The following is a 13,457-nucleotide window of genomic DNA, read 5'->3' as shown; positions in this document are numbered from 1 at the left end:
CACATTGGCAGGCATGCCGCTCCACATGACCAAGATCGCCTTCGGGGCGAAGAGCTATGCCGATCTCGCGGGCTGGTACGAAGGGCGCAAGCGCATCGCGCTGACCACCCGCTATTGCCCGAAGCGCCACGAGGAACTCGTCGGCGGGTCGCTCTACTGGATCCTCAACCACCAGCTTGTCGCGCGTTCGCGCATTCTCGGCTTCTCGGAGACGAGCGACGGGCGCTGGAACATCGATCTCGAACCGGAGTTGATCCGCGTCCACCCGGTGCGCAAGCGCGCGCATCAGGGCTGGCGCTATCTCAAGGGCGATCCTCCGCGCGACCTCGCCGAGGGCGAGGATATCGGCGACACCCTGCCCGGCAAGCTCGCGGCGAAACTCGAAAGGCTCGCGCTGATCTAGTCGCCGCTCACGCCCGAGCAGCAGACATAGGACACGCCCGAAAAGATCAGGTTGACGCCGACAAGGATGCCGAGAAACGCGATCGATATGCCGGTCGCCATGCCGAAGAACAGCATCACCCCGATCAAGAGGGACAACAGCCCCGATGCGAGGAACAGCCACCAGGCGCGCTCGGGCCGGATGCGCAAGGCGAGCATCAGCCGCGCGACCCCGTCGGCTGCGAAGAACGCGCCGAGCATGATCGCGAGCGTGAACAGCCCCGCGAGCGGATCGGCGAGGAAGAACAACCCGCCTGCCAGATAGAGCAGGCCGATGAGCGCGGTCAGCGCGCGGCCTTTCCAACCCTTGGCCCTGATCGCGTGGACAAGCGTGAGAATCCCGCCAACGAGCAGCGTGATCCCGACCAGCAGATTGACCGACAGCGCCATGGCAAGCGGGAATACCAGCGCGCCGGCCCCGGTCAGCACCAGCAATATGCCGAGCGCGATGAACCAGCCGCGGCCCAGTTCCCCCTGCGCGGGGATGACGCGGCTCGAATCGGGCATCGCACCGACCACGGGATCGGTGGTGTCGGTGTTCGGAACGGGCGTCGGCCCGCCTCGATTGGCGGCCGTGCCGTCCCTTGCATCGCTGGCGGTCGTGTTCATGGCTCTCCTCCCATGTTTTCGGCTCCGCGCGCTTTGTTGCGCGGTACGCGGCTATGTCTGCCGCTTGGCATATTTCCTGAACGCATGGACGCGGCGAATGTATCCGCGGCGATCGGCTTCGGAACATCGCCCCCGCCCCGCCCATTGGTCTGGTAAAGGAGAAACATCATGCCCAAACGCCAGAGCCGCCATCCCGACAACGACCTAATCGACCGCATGACCGAGGAAAAGACACCCTCGCAGCAAAGCTCTTCCGGGGGTGAGGTCAATCGCCGCGTGGGCAAGCGCGACGAGACGAAAAGCGCGACCGATCCCGACAATCGAGAGCCCGAGATCGGCTCCGACAATCCCGAAGACGATGCGCGCAAGGGTCCAAAAACGATGAACAAGATCAAGCAGGGCAAGCAGGACGGCTGACGCCGGACCGACGCCATGCTGCTCGCCCGGCTCTTGCTCACCGCGACGGCTCTCGGTTTCGGCCTTGCGCCTTTCGTGACCGACCTTTCGATGAGCCATGCCTTCAACGAGGCATGGCCGCCGCACGCCCGTTTCCACACGGTGTGGCTGGTGCTTGTGCTGGGCGCGCTGGCGCTTGTCATGCTGGTGATGACTTGGCGCGGCAAGCCCGCCGAGGCGCGCGTCAATCTCGCCGTTGCGGCCGCATTGGGCTGGGTCGCGCTCGCGCCCTTCGGGCTCGCCGCGCTGGCCATGCCAGGCTATGACGGATCGCTTTCGGGCGTCGGCCACGGAATCTTGATATTCGGCGTGAACAGCAATCTTGCAGGATTTGCCGCAGCGGCGGCCATGCTCGCCGCCGCCACCTTTCTCGTCATGCGCCGGAACTAGACACGGGTCGGGGGCTAAGGTATCTTATCCGCAAGGCGCGACCGGGAAGGAGCCGCGCCGCTCCTCCCGATCCCGCATTTCCGTCAAGCTCAGGTACCCGACTTTTTCTCCACCCACTCCGCAAAGCCCTTCGAATAGGCATCGCGCAGCTCTTCCTGCGCGGCCGCCACCATCGTATCGTCCTTGGGCGGGAAGTTCTCTAGCGGGTTCTTGACCTGTCCGATGCCTTTCGAGACCAGCCTGTCTCCATTGACCACGCGGTACTGCGCCGGATCGAGCCCGAGCCGTGTGACATAATCGAGCTTTTCGAGCTCGGCCAGCTGGATTTCCGGCCTGAGATACTCGCGCATCAGGGTCTTCACGTTGGTGACGCCCTTCTTGTTCGCCGCCAGGTCGGCGACTGCGCCGATCCCTCCGAAGCCGCTCAGAAGCCCCATCTTCACGCCGAGATAATTCTCGGTCGGCCAGACATGGAGTTCGCAGGGCTTGCCCGGCTCATCGGTCATAGCCTCGGCTTCGTGCTCCGGGGCGTCCGTGTCCTGTTCAAAGGCGGTCGGATGCAGAACGAACGCCGTCGCCACGACGCCGAGCGCGAAAAGATCAATCTTCATATGTTTTGATGTCCCCCGGGAGCGGACCCGCGAGATTGCGCCGCCCCGTGATCGGACAATCCGTCCGAATTGGGCGGCGCGCAAGCAAAATCCCGGGAAGGGCAACAATAATTTACTTTGGATTACTTTGCCTCGCAGTAATCGCGCGCCTTTCCCGTGCTGTCTATCCCGCTGCTCGGCTCTTCTCCGCCACCCGGCGCAGCGCGTTGACGTAGGTCTCGGGGGCCTGCGCGCCGGGGATCAGGAACTTGCCGCCCACGATCATCGCTGGAACGCCGGTGATGTTGAGGTCCCAGGCCTGCCGCTCCTCGGCGATGACGCGCGCTTCCAGATCGGCATCGTCCAGCGCCGCCTTCGCCGCCTCGCGGTGGAGGCCGACGCCAGCGGCAATATCCAGCAGCGTGTCCCGGTCGGAAAGGTCCGCGCGGTGATTGAAATGGGCCTTGAACAGCGCAAGCTTGAGCCGCGTCTGCACCTGCGGCCCCGCCTGTTCGAGCGCGAAGCCCAGCAGCTTGTGGCAATCGCGCGTGTTCCACATCATCGCGGGCGGCGCATCCCCCTCCCCTTCATAGGACAGCGAGACGCCTGCGCCCGCGGCAATCTCCTTCATCCGCCCGCGCATCGCCGCGCCTTCCTCCATCGAACGGCCGTATTTGCGCTGAAGGTGCGTTTCCTGCTCCTCGCCTTCGGACGGCATGTCGGGATTGAGCTCGAAGGGGCGCCAGCGCACCTCGGCCTCGATCTCTCCTTCGAGCTGCGCCAGAGCCTTCGTCAGCTGGCCGTATCCGATCGCGCACCAAGGGCAGACCACGTCGGAATAGATGTCGATGGTAAGTCGGTCGGTCATCTGTCGAGCCACCATGTGATGAGCCTGTGGGCGATCGCGAATTTCTGCGGGAAGATGAGCGTCTCGTTGCCATCGGGCCCGGCGCGGCGGGCGTCCTCCAGTTCCTCGCGGGTGAACCAGCGCGCATCGTCGAGTTCGGTCCGGTCGATTTCGAGTTCGGGACTGTCGGCAACGCTCGTGCAGCCGATCATCAGCTGGCTCGGGAACGGCCAGGGCTGGCTCGCCAGATAGCGCACGTCGCGCACGGTGATGCCCGCTTCCTCCTGCACCTCGCGCGCGACCGCTTCCTCGATCGTCTCGCCCGGTTCGACGAAGCCCGCGAGCGCGGAATACATGCGCGGGGGGAAACGCGGCTGGCGGCCCAGAAGCAGTCGGTCTTCGTGTTCGACCAGCATGATCGTGACCGGGTCGGTGCGGGGAAAATGCTGCGCGCCGCAATTGCCGCAATTCCTCTGCCAGCCGCCCTTGGCGATTGCAGTGGGCGACCCGCAATTGGCGCAGAAGCGGTGGCGCGCGTGCCAGTCGACGAGGCTCCTCGCCCCGCCATAAAGCGCGAGATCGTCAGGCTGCAGCATCTGCATCGCCTGCCACGCCCGCGGCATGGCCGGGCCCGAAGCGCCCTCCTGCGGGACGGGCGCGAAATGGGCCTTGTCGTCGAGCAGGCCCAGAAAGACGAGTTCGGTATCCTCGCCAACATCGGCCAGCGTGTGCCAGAGCAGGCGGCCCTCGTCGTCGAATTCGGGCAGCAACCCGTCGAGGTTCAGCACCCGAGCGCGCCAGTTCATCAGATTGCCGAGCGCTGCGGGATCGGTGCGGATGTGGTCGGCGCGGTCGATCGGCGAACCGGCAAAGGCGATCGGCGCGCCAGCGATCGATCGGGCGGGCGAACCGGCTTTTGCGGGATGGCTCATGTCATGGGCCATCAGGCCGCCTTGCTTTCGCGCATCCCGGCGAGATCGGCTTCGAGCGCGGCGAGGAATTCCTCGCGCACCGGATAGGCCTCGCTCGGCATGTACTGGGTGAAGAGCGTCGTGCGCAGCCCCATGCCGTAATCGACCGCGGCGAGAGTGCCGGCCGCCCCGCCCCAGCCAAAGGTGCGCCCCTGCACCCGACCGCCTGCGCCGTGGCCTTCATTCTCCGACCATGAGCCCTTCTTGTCGACCGTGGCGGGGATGAGGTCGGATGTGCCCACGCGCACGGCGAGTTCGCTCATCACCCTTTTGCCCTCGAAGACACCGTGGCCGAGGACCATGGCGAGAAACCGGTCGTAATCGCGCGGGCTGCTGACGAGGCCGGATCCGCCCCACAGGATCGGCGGCGCCTCGGTAAAGATCGAATTGCTCGCAAGGTCGAGCGGCAGCGGCATGCCGTTCAATATGCCGTAATTGGTGGTGAGCCGGCCGGCCTCGCTTTCGGGCACTTCGAAGAAGGTGCTGGTCATGCCCAGCGGTCCGAAGAAGCGCTCCTGGAGGAAAGCATCGAAGCTCTGCCCCGAGGCGACCTCGATCACCCGGCCCAACACGTCGAGCCCGAAGGAATAGCTCCATTTCGTCGCCGGCTGATACATCAGCGGGATTTCGGCCAGCCGTTCGGCGAAGGCTTCGAGGCCCGGCGCGGGGGTAACGTCGGGAAAGCCGGGGATCGGCATCTTGCTGACCCGCCCGCTGACCACGCCCGCTTCCTGGTAAGCCTTCTGCAGCGGCCCCTTGGAGACGATGTCATAGCCGAGCCCGGACGTGTGCGTCATAAGCTGGCGCACCGTCATCGGGCGGATCGCCGGTTCGACCTCGTCGAGCGGCCCGTCCGGATCGACCAGCACCTGCATGTCGCGGAATGCGGGGATGAGATCGTGAACAGGCTGGTCGAGACCGAGCTTTCCTTCATCGACCAGCATCATCGCCGCCATGCCGGTGATCGGCTTGGTCATCGAATAGATGCGGTAGAGCGAATCCGCATCGACCTCGCCGCGCGCGCCCACGCTCGGTGCGCCGCGCGCGATTATGTGGGCGTGTTCCTCGCGTCCCCAGCCGAAGGTCAGCATCATGTTCGCGACCTTGCCCTGCGAGACATAGCGTTCGGCGAGCGCGGCGACATTCGGCCAGGCCTCGGACACGTCATGCGCCATCAGGGCGCGGCCGAACGGCAGGCCAGAAAGCGCTGCCGCAGCGGCACCCAGGCCGCCGAGGCGCAGCAGCGAGCGGCGCGAGAAATCGGGGGTGTCGAGGTCGCGGAAAGCCATGGGCGAAAAATCTCCGGCAGATGGTCTGAAAGGGTCGGTTCGCTGTGTGCGTGACTTGGGCCGCAGGGTCAATCGGGCGCTTTGGCGTTGCGGGTTCTTGCAGCGGCAAAGTGTGCTATCTATATAACACACATGCTCAACGCTCTTGCCTATCTCGTCGGGCTTCTCAGCCTCGTCATCGTCATTCCGGCGCAGCTGCCGCTGCTCGGCGCCGCCAACTGGGTCGCGCTGCCGATCATCGTGATCGGCGTGGTGCTCGGCGCGCTCTCATCAAGGGACGGGGGACGCAATTTCTGCCTCATCGTGCTGCTGATCGCGGTCGTGCGCCTGATGCTGGGCGGCGGGATCCTCTAACTTTCCCGGGCCAGCGCGAGTCGCGCGGCCTTGGCATAGAGGGTAGGCAGCCCCGCCTCCTCCAGCCGTTCGATCGGCCACCATTCGCCCTCGCCCCCCGGTTCGCCCGAGATTTCGGCCCGCCTTAGGCCAAGGGTGAGATGCGCGTGGGTGAAGGTGTGGCGCACCGCGCCCAGGTCCTCCCACACGCCCGCCCACATGCCCTCCGGATTCCCTCCCCATGGCGCGGCACCCGAACCGTCATCGCGCGCCGACCAGCCGTCGTCCGGCAGCGCGCGCATCCCGCCTAGCATCCCGGTGCCCGGCCGCTTGACGAGCCAGACCTCGCGCCCCGGCCCGTTGATGCGCTCGATCCAGAAAGCGGTGCCGCGCCGCTCGGGCTTGGCCTTCTTCGCGGGCTTGATCGGCAGGCTTTCAGCGATGCCCTTTTCGCGTCCCTCGCAGTCGGACGAAAGCGGGCACAACAGGCAGCGCGGGGCTTTTGCGGTGCAGACCTGCGATCCGAGATCCATCATCGCCTGCGCGAAATCGCCCGCGCGCATTTCGGGCGTGATCGCCTCGGCCTTTTCGCGGATCGGCTTGCGCGCCCCCGGCAGCGGCTGGCGAAGCGCGAACAGCCGCGCCACCACCCGCTCGACATTGGCATCGACCACCACCGCACGGCGCCCGAAGGCGATCGCGGCGATCGCAGCTGACGTGTAGGCACCCAGGCCCGGCAACTCGCGCAGTCCGGCCTCTTCGGCGGGAAAGCCGCCCCGCGCCGCGACTGCGCGCGCGCATTTCACGAGATTGCGGGCGCGCGAATAATAGCCGAGCCCGGCCCATGCCGCCATGACGTCATCCTCAGGTGCCGCGGCAAGGTCCTCGACCGTCGGCCAGCGCCGGGTGAAGGCCTCGAAATAGGGTTTCACCGCCGCCACCGTCGTCTGCTGGAGCATCACTTCCGACAGCCACACGCGATAGGGCCACGCGGCGTCATCTGGCAGCGGCGCGCCGGGAGGATTGCGCCACGGCAGCGCGCGGGCATTGCGGTCATACCAGTCGAGAAGCGCGTCGGAGATGCTGGCGGTCACGCCACGCCTATGGCATGGCTCGGCGCGTCATGGGAACAGGCAGCGATAAACCGAAGTCGAGCGGCAGAGGCAAGAAGGGGACCGCCACGCCCTATCAGCGCCCGCGCGGCGGCGGGGCGAAGCCGATCGGCGATCTCATGCCCGAAATCGGCCGCACCGCATTTCGCCGCTTCGGCTTCGTGCAAAGCTCGGTCGTCACGCGCTGGCACGAAATCGTCGGTCCTCGGCATGCAAGGGTGTGCAGTCCCGAGGCGATCCGCTTTCCCCCCGGAGAGCGCGCAGAGGGGACGCTCCACCTCGTCGTCGCCCCGGCCCATGCCCCGCTTATCCAGCAGGTGACGCCCGAAATCATCGAACGGGTGAACCGCTTCTTCGGCTACCGGGCGCTTGCGCGGGTTAAGATCCGGCAAGGCGCGGTTAAGGCGCCGCCTGCTGACAGGCCCGCCAAGCCGCCGCCTTCGCTCAAGCCGATCCCGATGGAACTGGGCGACAGCTTGCGCGATATCGGCGATCCGGAACTGCGCACCGTGCTCGAATCGCTCGCACGCAGCTTCGACGCGCAGGAACAGACGAAAAAGGACGAGACGTGAGAACAGCATTCGTCGCGCTTTCGGCCGGCCTTGCCGCCGGCCTTGCCGTTCTGGCCGCCCCGGCAGCGGCGCAGAACCAGGACCTTTCCAATCCCGACAGCAATTTCGTCGACACGACTCCGACCAAGGTCTGGCAGGCGGAAATCGCGCAGACCGAGCGCGGCCACCTGATCGGCAATCCCGAGGCCGAGGCGCAGCTGATCGAGTTCATGAGCTACACCTGCCCCCATTGCGCCGAATTCGCCAAAGAAGCGGGGCCGTCGATGGACCTTGTGCTCATCGCGCCGGGCAAGCTCGGAGTGGAGGTGCGCCCGGTCATCCGCAACTGGCTCGACATGACGGTCAGCCTGCTTGTCCAGTGCGGCGATGTCGCGGGCTTCAAGGACCGCCACCGGCTGTTCCTCTACACCCAGGACGAATGGCTCGGCCGGGCGGCCAATGCGCCGCGCAGCCAGCAGGCCGCCTGGGCGCGCGGCGATGCGGCGGCGCGGCTGAGCGCGGCGCGCGCTCTCGATCTCGACGATACGCTGGCGAAGAAAGGCATGAGCCTGTCGGAGATCGATGCCTGCCTGAGCGACGACGCGGCGGCGAAACGGATCGCGCAAAACAGCCTCGCGGACAAGACGGACCTCGGCATTCCCGGCACGCCCAGCTTCGCGCTCGACGGCGAATTGCTCGACAAGGTGCACAGCTGGGGGGCGCTGCGCGGCGTGCTCGCGGCGCGCTACGCCCCCGCGGGAGCCCCCGCAGCGGGCGAATGACGCGCGCCCTGGCTGCGCCTGCCCACATATTTGTGCACAAGCACGCCCCGCGCGGCTATTGAGCCCCGGAACCGAGCCTGTAACTTCTCCCATCGATCCGAAGGACAAGACCGAAGATGATCCCGACCCGCTTTCGTTACGCATCGAAGCCCATGGCCGCGCTGATCGCAGCGCCGCTTGCCCTCGCCCTTTCCGCATGCGGGGGCGAGGAAGCCGATGTCACGACCGATGCGAGCGGGCCGATCGATCCGATCGCCGCGCCCGAAGGCACCTCGTGGACCGACACCGTCACCGTCTCGGAGGAAGGCGGTTACGTGCTCGGCAATCCCGATGCGCCGCTCAAGCTGGTCGAATACGCATCGCACACCTGCGGAGCTTGCGCCGCCTTCGCGATGCAGGGCAAACCGGAACTCAAGCAGGAATACATCTCGACCGGCACCGTCAGCATCGAACAGCGCGAGGTATTCCTCAATACGTTCGACGTGGTGCTCGCGGCCATGATCCAGTGCGGCCCGCCCGAACGGGTCCATGCGCTTTCGGACGAAGTCTGGGGCAATCTCGGCCAGGTCATGAACGGAGTCCAGCAGAACGGCGAGGCGATCCAGGCGGCAGGCAATCTGCCGATGGAGCAGCGCTTCGTACGGATGGCGGAACTGGCGGGGTTCATCGACTTCTTCGCCGCGCGCGGGCTTTCGGCGGACGAGGCGCGCACGTGCCTGTCCGATGCCGCCGCGATCGAGGACATGGTCAAGGGTGCCGATGCGCTCGCGCAGGAAGACGAGGTGACGGCCACTCCCACCTTCTTCATCAACGGCAGCAGGGTCGACGGCCCGCAATGGTCCTCCGTCGAGCCCGCGCTGCAGAACGCCGGCGCGCGGCCGGCCGAGTAAGCGGATACGCGCATGCAGATCAGCCGGCTCAAGCTCAGCGGATTCAAGAGCTTCGTCGAGCCGGCCGAACTGCGCATCGAGCCGGGCCTGACCGGGGTCGTCGGCCCGAATGGCTGCGGCAAGTCCAACCTGCTCGAAGCGATCCGCTGGGTGATGGGCGAAAACAGCCCCAAATCCATGCGCTCGGGCGGAATGGAAGACGTGATCTTCGCGGGGACCTCTACCCGTCCGCCCCGCGCCTTCGCCGAGGTCGTGCTCCACGCCCATGACGAGGATGGCGAGGATCTCGTCGTCACCCGCCGGATCGAACGCGGCGCGGGCAGTGCCTACCGCGTCAACGGGCGCGACGTGCGGGCCAAGGACGTGGCGCTGACCTTCGCCGATGCCGCGACCGGTGCGCATTCCCCCGCTCTTGTCAGCCAGGGCAAGATCGCGCAGGTGATCGCCGCCAAGCCCGCCGAACGCCGCGCCATGCTGGAAGAGGCAGCCGGAATCGCCGGGCTGCATGTGCGGCGCAAGGATGCCGAAAGCAAGCTGCGCCAGACCGAGGCCAATCTCGCCCGGCTCGAAGACCTCATGGCGGGACTCGATGCGCAGATGAATTCGCTCCGCCGGCAGGCAAAGCAGGCCGAGCGCTACAAGGCCCTGACCGACGAAATCGGCACCGCCGAGGCGCGGCTACTCTTCGCCCGCTGGCGCGATGCGGCGCGTTCGGCCAAGGAAGCGCGCGCGGCGGCCGAAGGGGCCGAGGCGCGCGTCGCCGAAGCGCAGGCCAAGGTCGCCGAGGCGCAGAAGGAACAGGCCGCAGCGGCCAAGACGCTTGCCGCGGCGCGCGACGAGCTTGCCGATCGCCGCGACGATGCCAGCGCGCACGGGCACCGGATGGCGGCCCTGTCGGAAAAACTCGAAGCGGCCGAAGCGCGGCTCTCCGACCTCACTCGCCAGCGCGAGCGGCTCGAGGCCGACCGCGAGGATGCCGACCGGCTCACGACCGATGCGGTCGACGCGCTCAGCCGCCTGTCGCGGGAACTCGAAGCGAGCCGCAAGGCGGTGGAAGAGGCCGAGAAGGAGCGCCCCGCGCTCGCCGATGCTGCCGAGAAGGCCGAACGCGCAAGCCGCGCCGCCGAACTCGCTCTGGCGAAGGCGACCGCCGACCATGCCGGGGTCGAGGCCGAATGGCGCGTGGCCGAGGCCGCGATCGAACAGGCCGAAGCGCGTCTTTCGCGGCTGACGGCGGAACGCGAACGGCTGGAGCGGACCCGCGCCGAGCTTGAAGAAGCACAGGATACCGAGGCCGCTGTCATCGCCGCGCGCGAGGCTGCGCAAGAGGCGGCGGGAGACGTGGCCCGGCTGCGCGAACGGCTCGAGACCGAGCAGGCGCGCAAGGCCGAACTGCAATCCGCCCGCGACGAAGCGTCGGCACAGCTGGCGGGCGCGAAGGCCGAACTGGCCGGGATCGAACGCGAATACAACGCCCTCGCCCGCGACCGCGATGCTCGCGAGAAGCGCGAGAAGGGCCGCCACGGCCTGCCTGCGGCGCTCGACCGCGTGAGCGTCGCCAAGGGCTATGAACGCGCGCTTGCCGCGGTGCTGGGGCGCGATGCGAAATCGCCGCTCGGCGCGCCCGAAGCCGGAGCCGAGGGACGCTTCTGGAGTGGAAGCGAGACGCCGCGCGAATTGCCTGACAGCCTCCTTGCCCATGTCACCGATTGCCCCGCTGAACTGCGCGCGCGCCTCGCCCTTGTCCATGTCGCCGAGGAGGATGACGGGCGCGACCTCGCGCCGGGCGAATGGCTGGTGACGAGCGCCGGGCATCTGCGCCGCTGGGACGGCTTTCTGGCGCGCGGCGAAGGCTCCGCCGAGGCGGCGCGGCTCGAAGCGGCCAACCGGCTGGCGGAACTCGAAGAACAGCTCCCCGCCCTGCGCGCCGCCGCCGGGAACGCCGCCACGAGCGAGACCGCCGCGCGCGAGGAACTCTCCGCACTGCAGACCGCCCTCGTCGCGCTCGAACGCGAACTTGCAGGAACCGTCGAGACCGAACGCCAGGCATGGCGCGCGCTCGACCAGGCCGAGGCCGCGAGGGAGCGGATCGCTGCGCGCCTGGCAGAATTGTCGGACAGCGAAGACGATCTCGCCGAACAGCTCTCCGCCGCGACAAGCGACCTTGAAGCCGCAAAGGCGAAACGCGCCGAACTTCCCGCCCCCGATGCGGGCCGTGCCGCGCTAGAGGCGGCGCAGGCGAAGAACGAGGCCGCCCGCTCGGCGGTGCAGGCAACGCTCGCCGAACTCGCCTCGCACGACCAGTCCCTCGCCGTCGCGCGCGAACGGCTTGCGGCGCAGAAATCGGACCATGCGGGCTGGCAGGCGCGCTCTTCCGATGCCGAGCGGCGCATGTCGGAAGCGGCGAGCCGGCTCGAGGAAATCGAGGAGGAGCGCGCGATCCATGCGGCCAAGCCGGCCGCGCTGATGGCCGAGATCGAACAGGGCGACACGCTGCGTGAGCGGCTGGCGAAGGAGCTCGCCGAAGCCGAGCAGACGATGCAGCTGGCGCAGGACGCCCTCGGCGATGTCGAACGCGTGCTGGCCGAAGCGACGGAGACGCTGGCCCAGGCGCGCGAGGGGCGCGCTACGCTGGCCGCGCGGGCCGAGAACGAGGAATCGCGCCGCAGCGAAATGGCGCGCGTTTCAGGTGAACGCTTCCAGTGCCCGCCCCCGCTGCTTTCCGAACGCTTCGCTTTCGCCGAGGACGAGGTGAAGCCTGCCAGTGAGGAATCCGAAGCGCTCGACAGGCTCACCGCCAGCCGCGAGCGGATCGGCCCGGTCAATCTCGTCGCCGCCGACGAGCTCGCCCGGATCGAGGAGGAGCACGGCACCAATGCGAGCGAGCAGGCCGAACTCGCCGAAGCGGTCGCGCGCCTGCGCGGATCGATCGGCAATCTCAACCGCGAAGGCCGCGAACGCCTGCGCGCCGCTTTCGAGGAAGTGGACGGGCATTTCCGGGTGCTGTTCACGCGGCTGTTCCAGGGCGGGCAGGCGCATCTCGCGCTCGTCGATTCGGACGATCCATTGGAAGCGGGGCTCGAAATCTATGCCCAGCCGCCGGGCAAGCGGCTGCAATCGCTTTCGCTCCTGTCGGGGGGCGAACAGGCGCTGACCGCGACCGCACTGATCTTCGCGCTGTTCCTGACCAATCCTGCGCCGATCTGCGTCCTCGACGAGGTCGATGCGCCCCTCGACGATGCCAATGTCGAACGGTTCTGCGACCTGCTCGATTCGATGGTCCGCACGACCAGCACGCGCTATCTCATCGTCACTCACAACGCCGTCACGATGAGCCGGATGCACCGCCTGTTCGGCGTGACCATGGCGGAAAAAGGCATCTCGCGCCTCGTCAGCGTCGATCTCGGCGAGGCGGAACTGATGGCGGCAGAATAGCTTTCAGGCTTCCAGCGCGCGGGCGAGCCTGTCGCGCACCCGTTTCAGCCCGGCCAGCGTTTCGGCGAGCCTGCGCGCGCGTTCCGTGGCATTGCCGGGCGCGGCACTGTCGGCTGCATCGACGCGGCGGTCGCCTGAGCGGCGCTCCCCGCTCAGGCGCCGATCGTGTTCGGATTTCGCCTCGGCCCGCAGTACCGTTTCGGCGCCCTTCAGCGTGTAGCCCTCATGGTTCACCAGCCGGTCGATCCGTTCGACAAGGGCGATGTCGCTGGAGCGGTAATAGCGCCGCCCGCCGCTGCGCTTGAGGGGTTTGAGAAGGCTGAATTGCTGTTCCCAGTAACGCAGGACATGCGGCTTGATATCGAGCGCCTCGGAGACTTCGCCGATCGTGCGCAGCGCGCCGTCGTCCTTGCCGTCGTCGAACTGCGCCATCGCGATCAGGCGCCTTTCGCGATCCGTTCCTTGAGCAACTGGCTCGCCCGGAACGTCATCACCCGGCGCGGGGTGATCGGGACCTCTACCCCGGTCTTGGGATTGCGGCCGATCCGTTCGTTCTTGTCGCGCAGCACGAAGCTGCCGAAGCCCGAGATCTTGACGTTCTCGCCATCGGCGAGCGCATCGCACATCTTTTCGAGAATGGCCTCGACAAGGTCGAGCGATTCCGCCCGGCTCAATCCCATCTTGCGATTGATCGTTTCAGCCAGATCGGCGCGGGTAAGGGTGCCCACCGAACGCATCATGCCCAAACTCCTCCGCGGCGC

16 protein-coding genes are annotated in these 13,457 nt (G+C 67.2%); 8 read left to right on the top strand and 8 right to left on the bottom strand.

Annotated features, from left to right (window positions below):
- The first annotated feature begins 13 nt into the window (after positions 1-13).
- On the top strand, positions 14-403 hold the full coding sequence (locus tag Ga0102493_RS05565; RefSeq protein ID WP_034903878.1) for a DUF1489 family protein: 390 nt from the start codon (positions 14-16) through the stop codon (positions 401-403).
- On the opposite strand, the gene Ga0102493_RS05560 is transcribed toward Ga0102493_RS05565, so the two are convergent.
- On the bottom strand, positions 400-1,050 hold the full coding sequence (locus Ga0102493_RS05560) for an HdeD family acid-resistance protein (protein WP_034903879.1): 651 nt from the start codon (positions 1,048-1,050) through the stop codon (positions 400-402). The genes Ga0102493_RS05565 and Ga0102493_RS05560 overlap by 4 nt on opposite strands.
- A 168-nt stretch (positions 1,051-1,218) precedes the next feature.
- On the opposite strand from Ga0102493_RS05560, the gene Ga0102493_RS05555 reads away from it, so the two are divergent.
- Both Ga0102493_RS05555 and Ga0102493_RS05550 read left to right on the top strand, forming a co-directional pair.
- Positions 1,219-1,467, top strand: coding sequence for a hypothetical protein (locus tag Ga0102493_RS05555; RefSeq protein WP_034903880.1), 249 nt, complete (start codon positions 1,219-1,221; stop codon positions 1,465-1,467).
- Between the two features lie 15 nt (positions 1,468-1,482).
- On the top strand, positions 1,483-1,896 hold the full coding sequence (locus tag Ga0102493_RS05550) for a DUF6640 family protein (RefSeq protein ID WP_051697978.1): 414 nt from the start codon (positions 1,483-1,485) through the stop codon (positions 1,894-1,896).
- Positions 1,897-1,985: 89 nt separating this feature from the next.
- On the opposite strand, the gene Ga0102493_RS05545 is transcribed toward Ga0102493_RS05550, so the two are convergent.
- From Ga0102493_RS05545 to Ga0102493_RS05530, 4 genes are all read right to left on the bottom strand, one after another.
- Positions 1,986-2,507 carry a hypothetical protein gene (locus tag Ga0102493_RS05545; protein WP_034903881.1) on the bottom strand — a complete coding sequence of 174 codons (522 nt, stop codon included), beginning with the start codon at positions 2,505-2,507 and terminating at the stop codon, positions 1,986-1,988.
- A 163-nt stretch (positions 2,508-2,670) separates the two neighbouring features.
- Positions 2,671-3,354 carry a DsbA family oxidoreductase gene (locus Ga0102493_RS05540; protein ID WP_034903883.1) on the bottom strand — a complete coding sequence of 228 codons (684 nt, stop codon included), beginning with the start codon at positions 3,352-3,354 and terminating at the stop codon, positions 2,671-2,673.
- Complete coding sequence (gene nudC, locus Ga0102493_RS05535) at positions 3,351-4,265, bottom strand: NAD(+) diphosphatase (RefSeq protein ID WP_174544552.1); 915 nt, start codon at positions 4,263-4,265, stop codon at positions 3,351-3,353. The genes Ga0102493_RS05540 and nudC overlap by 4 nt, the downstream gene beginning before the upstream one ends.
- Positions 4,266-4,276: 11 nt before the next feature.
- Positions 4,277-5,593 carry a serine hydrolase domain-containing protein gene (locus Ga0102493_RS05530; protein ID WP_034903885.1) on the bottom strand — a complete coding sequence of 439 codons (1,317 nt, stop codon included), beginning with the start codon at positions 5,591-5,593 and terminating at the stop codon, positions 4,277-4,279.
- A gap of 132 nt (positions 5,594-5,725) precedes the next feature.
- Between Ga0102493_RS05530 and Ga0102493_RS05525 the strand changes: the two genes are divergently transcribed.
- Positions 5,726-5,947 carry a hypothetical protein gene (locus tag Ga0102493_RS05525; RefSeq protein WP_034903887.1) on the top strand — a complete coding sequence of 74 codons (222 nt, stop codon included), beginning with the start codon at positions 5,726-5,728 and terminating at the stop codon, positions 5,945-5,947.
- On the opposite strand, the gene Ga0102493_RS05520 is transcribed toward Ga0102493_RS05525, so the two are convergent.
- Entirely contained in the window at positions 5,944-7,020 is a 1,077-nt protein-coding gene (locus Ga0102493_RS05520; RefSeq protein WP_034903889.1) for an A/G-specific adenine glycosylase, read from the bottom strand. The genes Ga0102493_RS05525 and Ga0102493_RS05520 overlap by 4 nt on opposite strands.
- Before the next feature lie 29 nt (positions 7,021-7,049).
- On the opposite strand from Ga0102493_RS05520, the gene Ga0102493_RS05515 reads away from it, so the two are divergent.
- The 4 genes from Ga0102493_RS05515 to Ga0102493_RS05500 all read left to right on the top strand — a co-directional run bounded on the left by Ga0102493_RS05515 (position 7,050) and on the right by Ga0102493_RS05500 (position 12,696).
- Positions 7,050-7,610, top strand: a complete 561-nt coding sequence (locus Ga0102493_RS05515) for a DUF721 domain-containing protein (RefSeq protein WP_081845647.1) — start codon at positions 7,050-7,052, stop codon at positions 7,608-7,610.
- Complete coding sequence (locus tag Ga0102493_RS05510; protein ID WP_051697979.1) at positions 7,607-8,371, top strand: thioredoxin domain-containing protein; 765 nt, start codon at positions 7,607-7,609, stop codon at positions 8,369-8,371. The genes Ga0102493_RS05515 and Ga0102493_RS05510 overlap by 4 nt, the downstream gene beginning before the upstream one ends.
- Positions 8,372-8,487: 116 nt before the next feature.
- Entirely contained in the window at positions 8,488-9,261 is a 774-nt protein-coding gene (locus Ga0102493_RS05505) for a thioredoxin domain-containing protein (protein WP_034903895.1), read from the top strand.
- A 12-nt stretch (positions 9,262-9,273) separates the two neighbouring features.
- A complete protein-coding gene (locus Ga0102493_RS05500) occupies positions 9,274-12,696 on the top strand; it encodes an AAA family ATPase (RefSeq protein ID WP_034903901.1) in 3,423 nt (1,140 codons plus the stop codon).
- A gap of 3 nt (positions 12,697-12,699) precedes the next feature.
- Here Ga0102493_RS05500 and Ga0102493_RS05495 read toward each other — a convergent pair whose 3' ends face one another.
- Both Ga0102493_RS05495 and Ga0102493_RS05490 read right to left on the bottom strand, forming a co-directional pair.
- Positions 12,700-13,128: a MerR family transcriptional regulator gene (locus tag Ga0102493_RS05495; protein WP_034903904.1), complete on the bottom strand. Its 429-nt coding sequence runs from the start codon at positions 13,126-13,128 to the stop codon at positions 12,700-12,702.
- A 5-nt stretch (positions 13,129-13,133) separates the two neighbouring features.
- Positions 13,134-13,436, bottom strand: coding sequence for an integration host factor subunit alpha (locus Ga0102493_RS05490; protein ID WP_172800992.1), 303 nt, complete (start codon positions 13,434-13,436; stop codon positions 13,134-13,136).
- Positions 13,437-13,457: the final 21 nt, after the last annotated feature.

The organism is Erythrobacter litoralis (genome assembly GCF_001719165.1).
In the GTDB taxonomy this organism is placed as follows: domain Bacteria; phylum Pseudomonadota; class Alphaproteobacteria; order Sphingomonadales; family Sphingomonadaceae; genus Erythrobacter; species Erythrobacter litoralis.
This window is presented reverse-complemented; position numbering and strand designations above follow the sequence as displayed.

Bases quoted from the DNA above. Each gene is read 5' to 3' on its own strand.
- Ga0102493_RS05565 (WP_034903878.1), top strand. From the start codon at position 14: ATGCCGCTCCACATGACCAAGATCGCCTTCGGGGCGAAGAGCTATGCC.
- Ga0102493_RS05560 (WP_034903879.1), bottom strand. From the start codon at position 1,050: ATGAACACGACCGCCAGCGATGCAAGGGACGGCACGGCCGCCAATCGA.
- Ga0102493_RS05555 (WP_034903880.1), top strand. From the start codon at position 1,219: ATGCCCAAACGCCAGAGCCGCCATCCCGACAACGACCTAATCGACCGC.
- Ga0102493_RS05550 (WP_051697978.1), top strand. From the start codon at position 1,483: ATGCTGCTCGCCCGGCTCTTGCTCACCGCGACGGCTCTCGGTTTCGGC.
- Ga0102493_RS05545 (WP_034903881.1), bottom strand. From the start codon at position 2,507: ATGAAGATTGATCTTTTCGCGCTCGGCGTCGTGGCGACGGCGTTCGTT.
- Ga0102493_RS05540 (WP_034903883.1), bottom strand. From the start codon at position 3,354: ATGACCGACCGACTTACCATCGACATCTATTCCGACGTGGTCTGCCCT.
- nudC (WP_174544552.1), bottom strand. From the start codon at position 4,265: ATGAGCCATCCCGCAAAAGCCGGTTCGCCCGCCCGATCGATCGCTGGC.
- Ga0102493_RS05530 (WP_034903885.1), bottom strand. From the start codon at position 5,593: ATGGCTTTCCGCGACCTCGACACCCCCGATTTCTCGCGCCGCTCGCTG.
- Ga0102493_RS05525 (WP_034903887.1), top strand. From the start codon at position 5,726: ATGCTCAACGCTCTTGCCTATCTCGTCGGGCTTCTCAGCCTCGTCATC.
- Ga0102493_RS05515 (WP_081845647.1), top strand. From the start codon at position 7,050: ATGGGAACAGGCAGCGATAAACCGAAGTCGAGCGGCAGAGGCAAGAAG.
- Ga0102493_RS05505 (WP_034903895.1), top strand. From the start codon at position 8,488: ATGATCCCGACCCGCTTTCGTTACGCATCGAAGCCCATGGCCGCGCTG.
- Ga0102493_RS05500 (WP_034903901.1), top strand. From the start codon at position 9,274: ATGCAGATCAGCCGGCTCAAGCTCAGCGGATTCAAGAGCTTCGTCGAG.
- Ga0102493_RS05495 (WP_034903904.1), bottom strand. From the start codon at position 13,128: ATGGCGCAGTTCGACGACGGCAAGGACGACGGCGCGCTGCGCACGATC.
- Ga0102493_RS05490 (WP_172800992.1), bottom strand. From the start codon at position 13,436: ATGATGCGTTCGGTGGGCACCCTTACCCGCGCCGATCTGGCTGAAACG.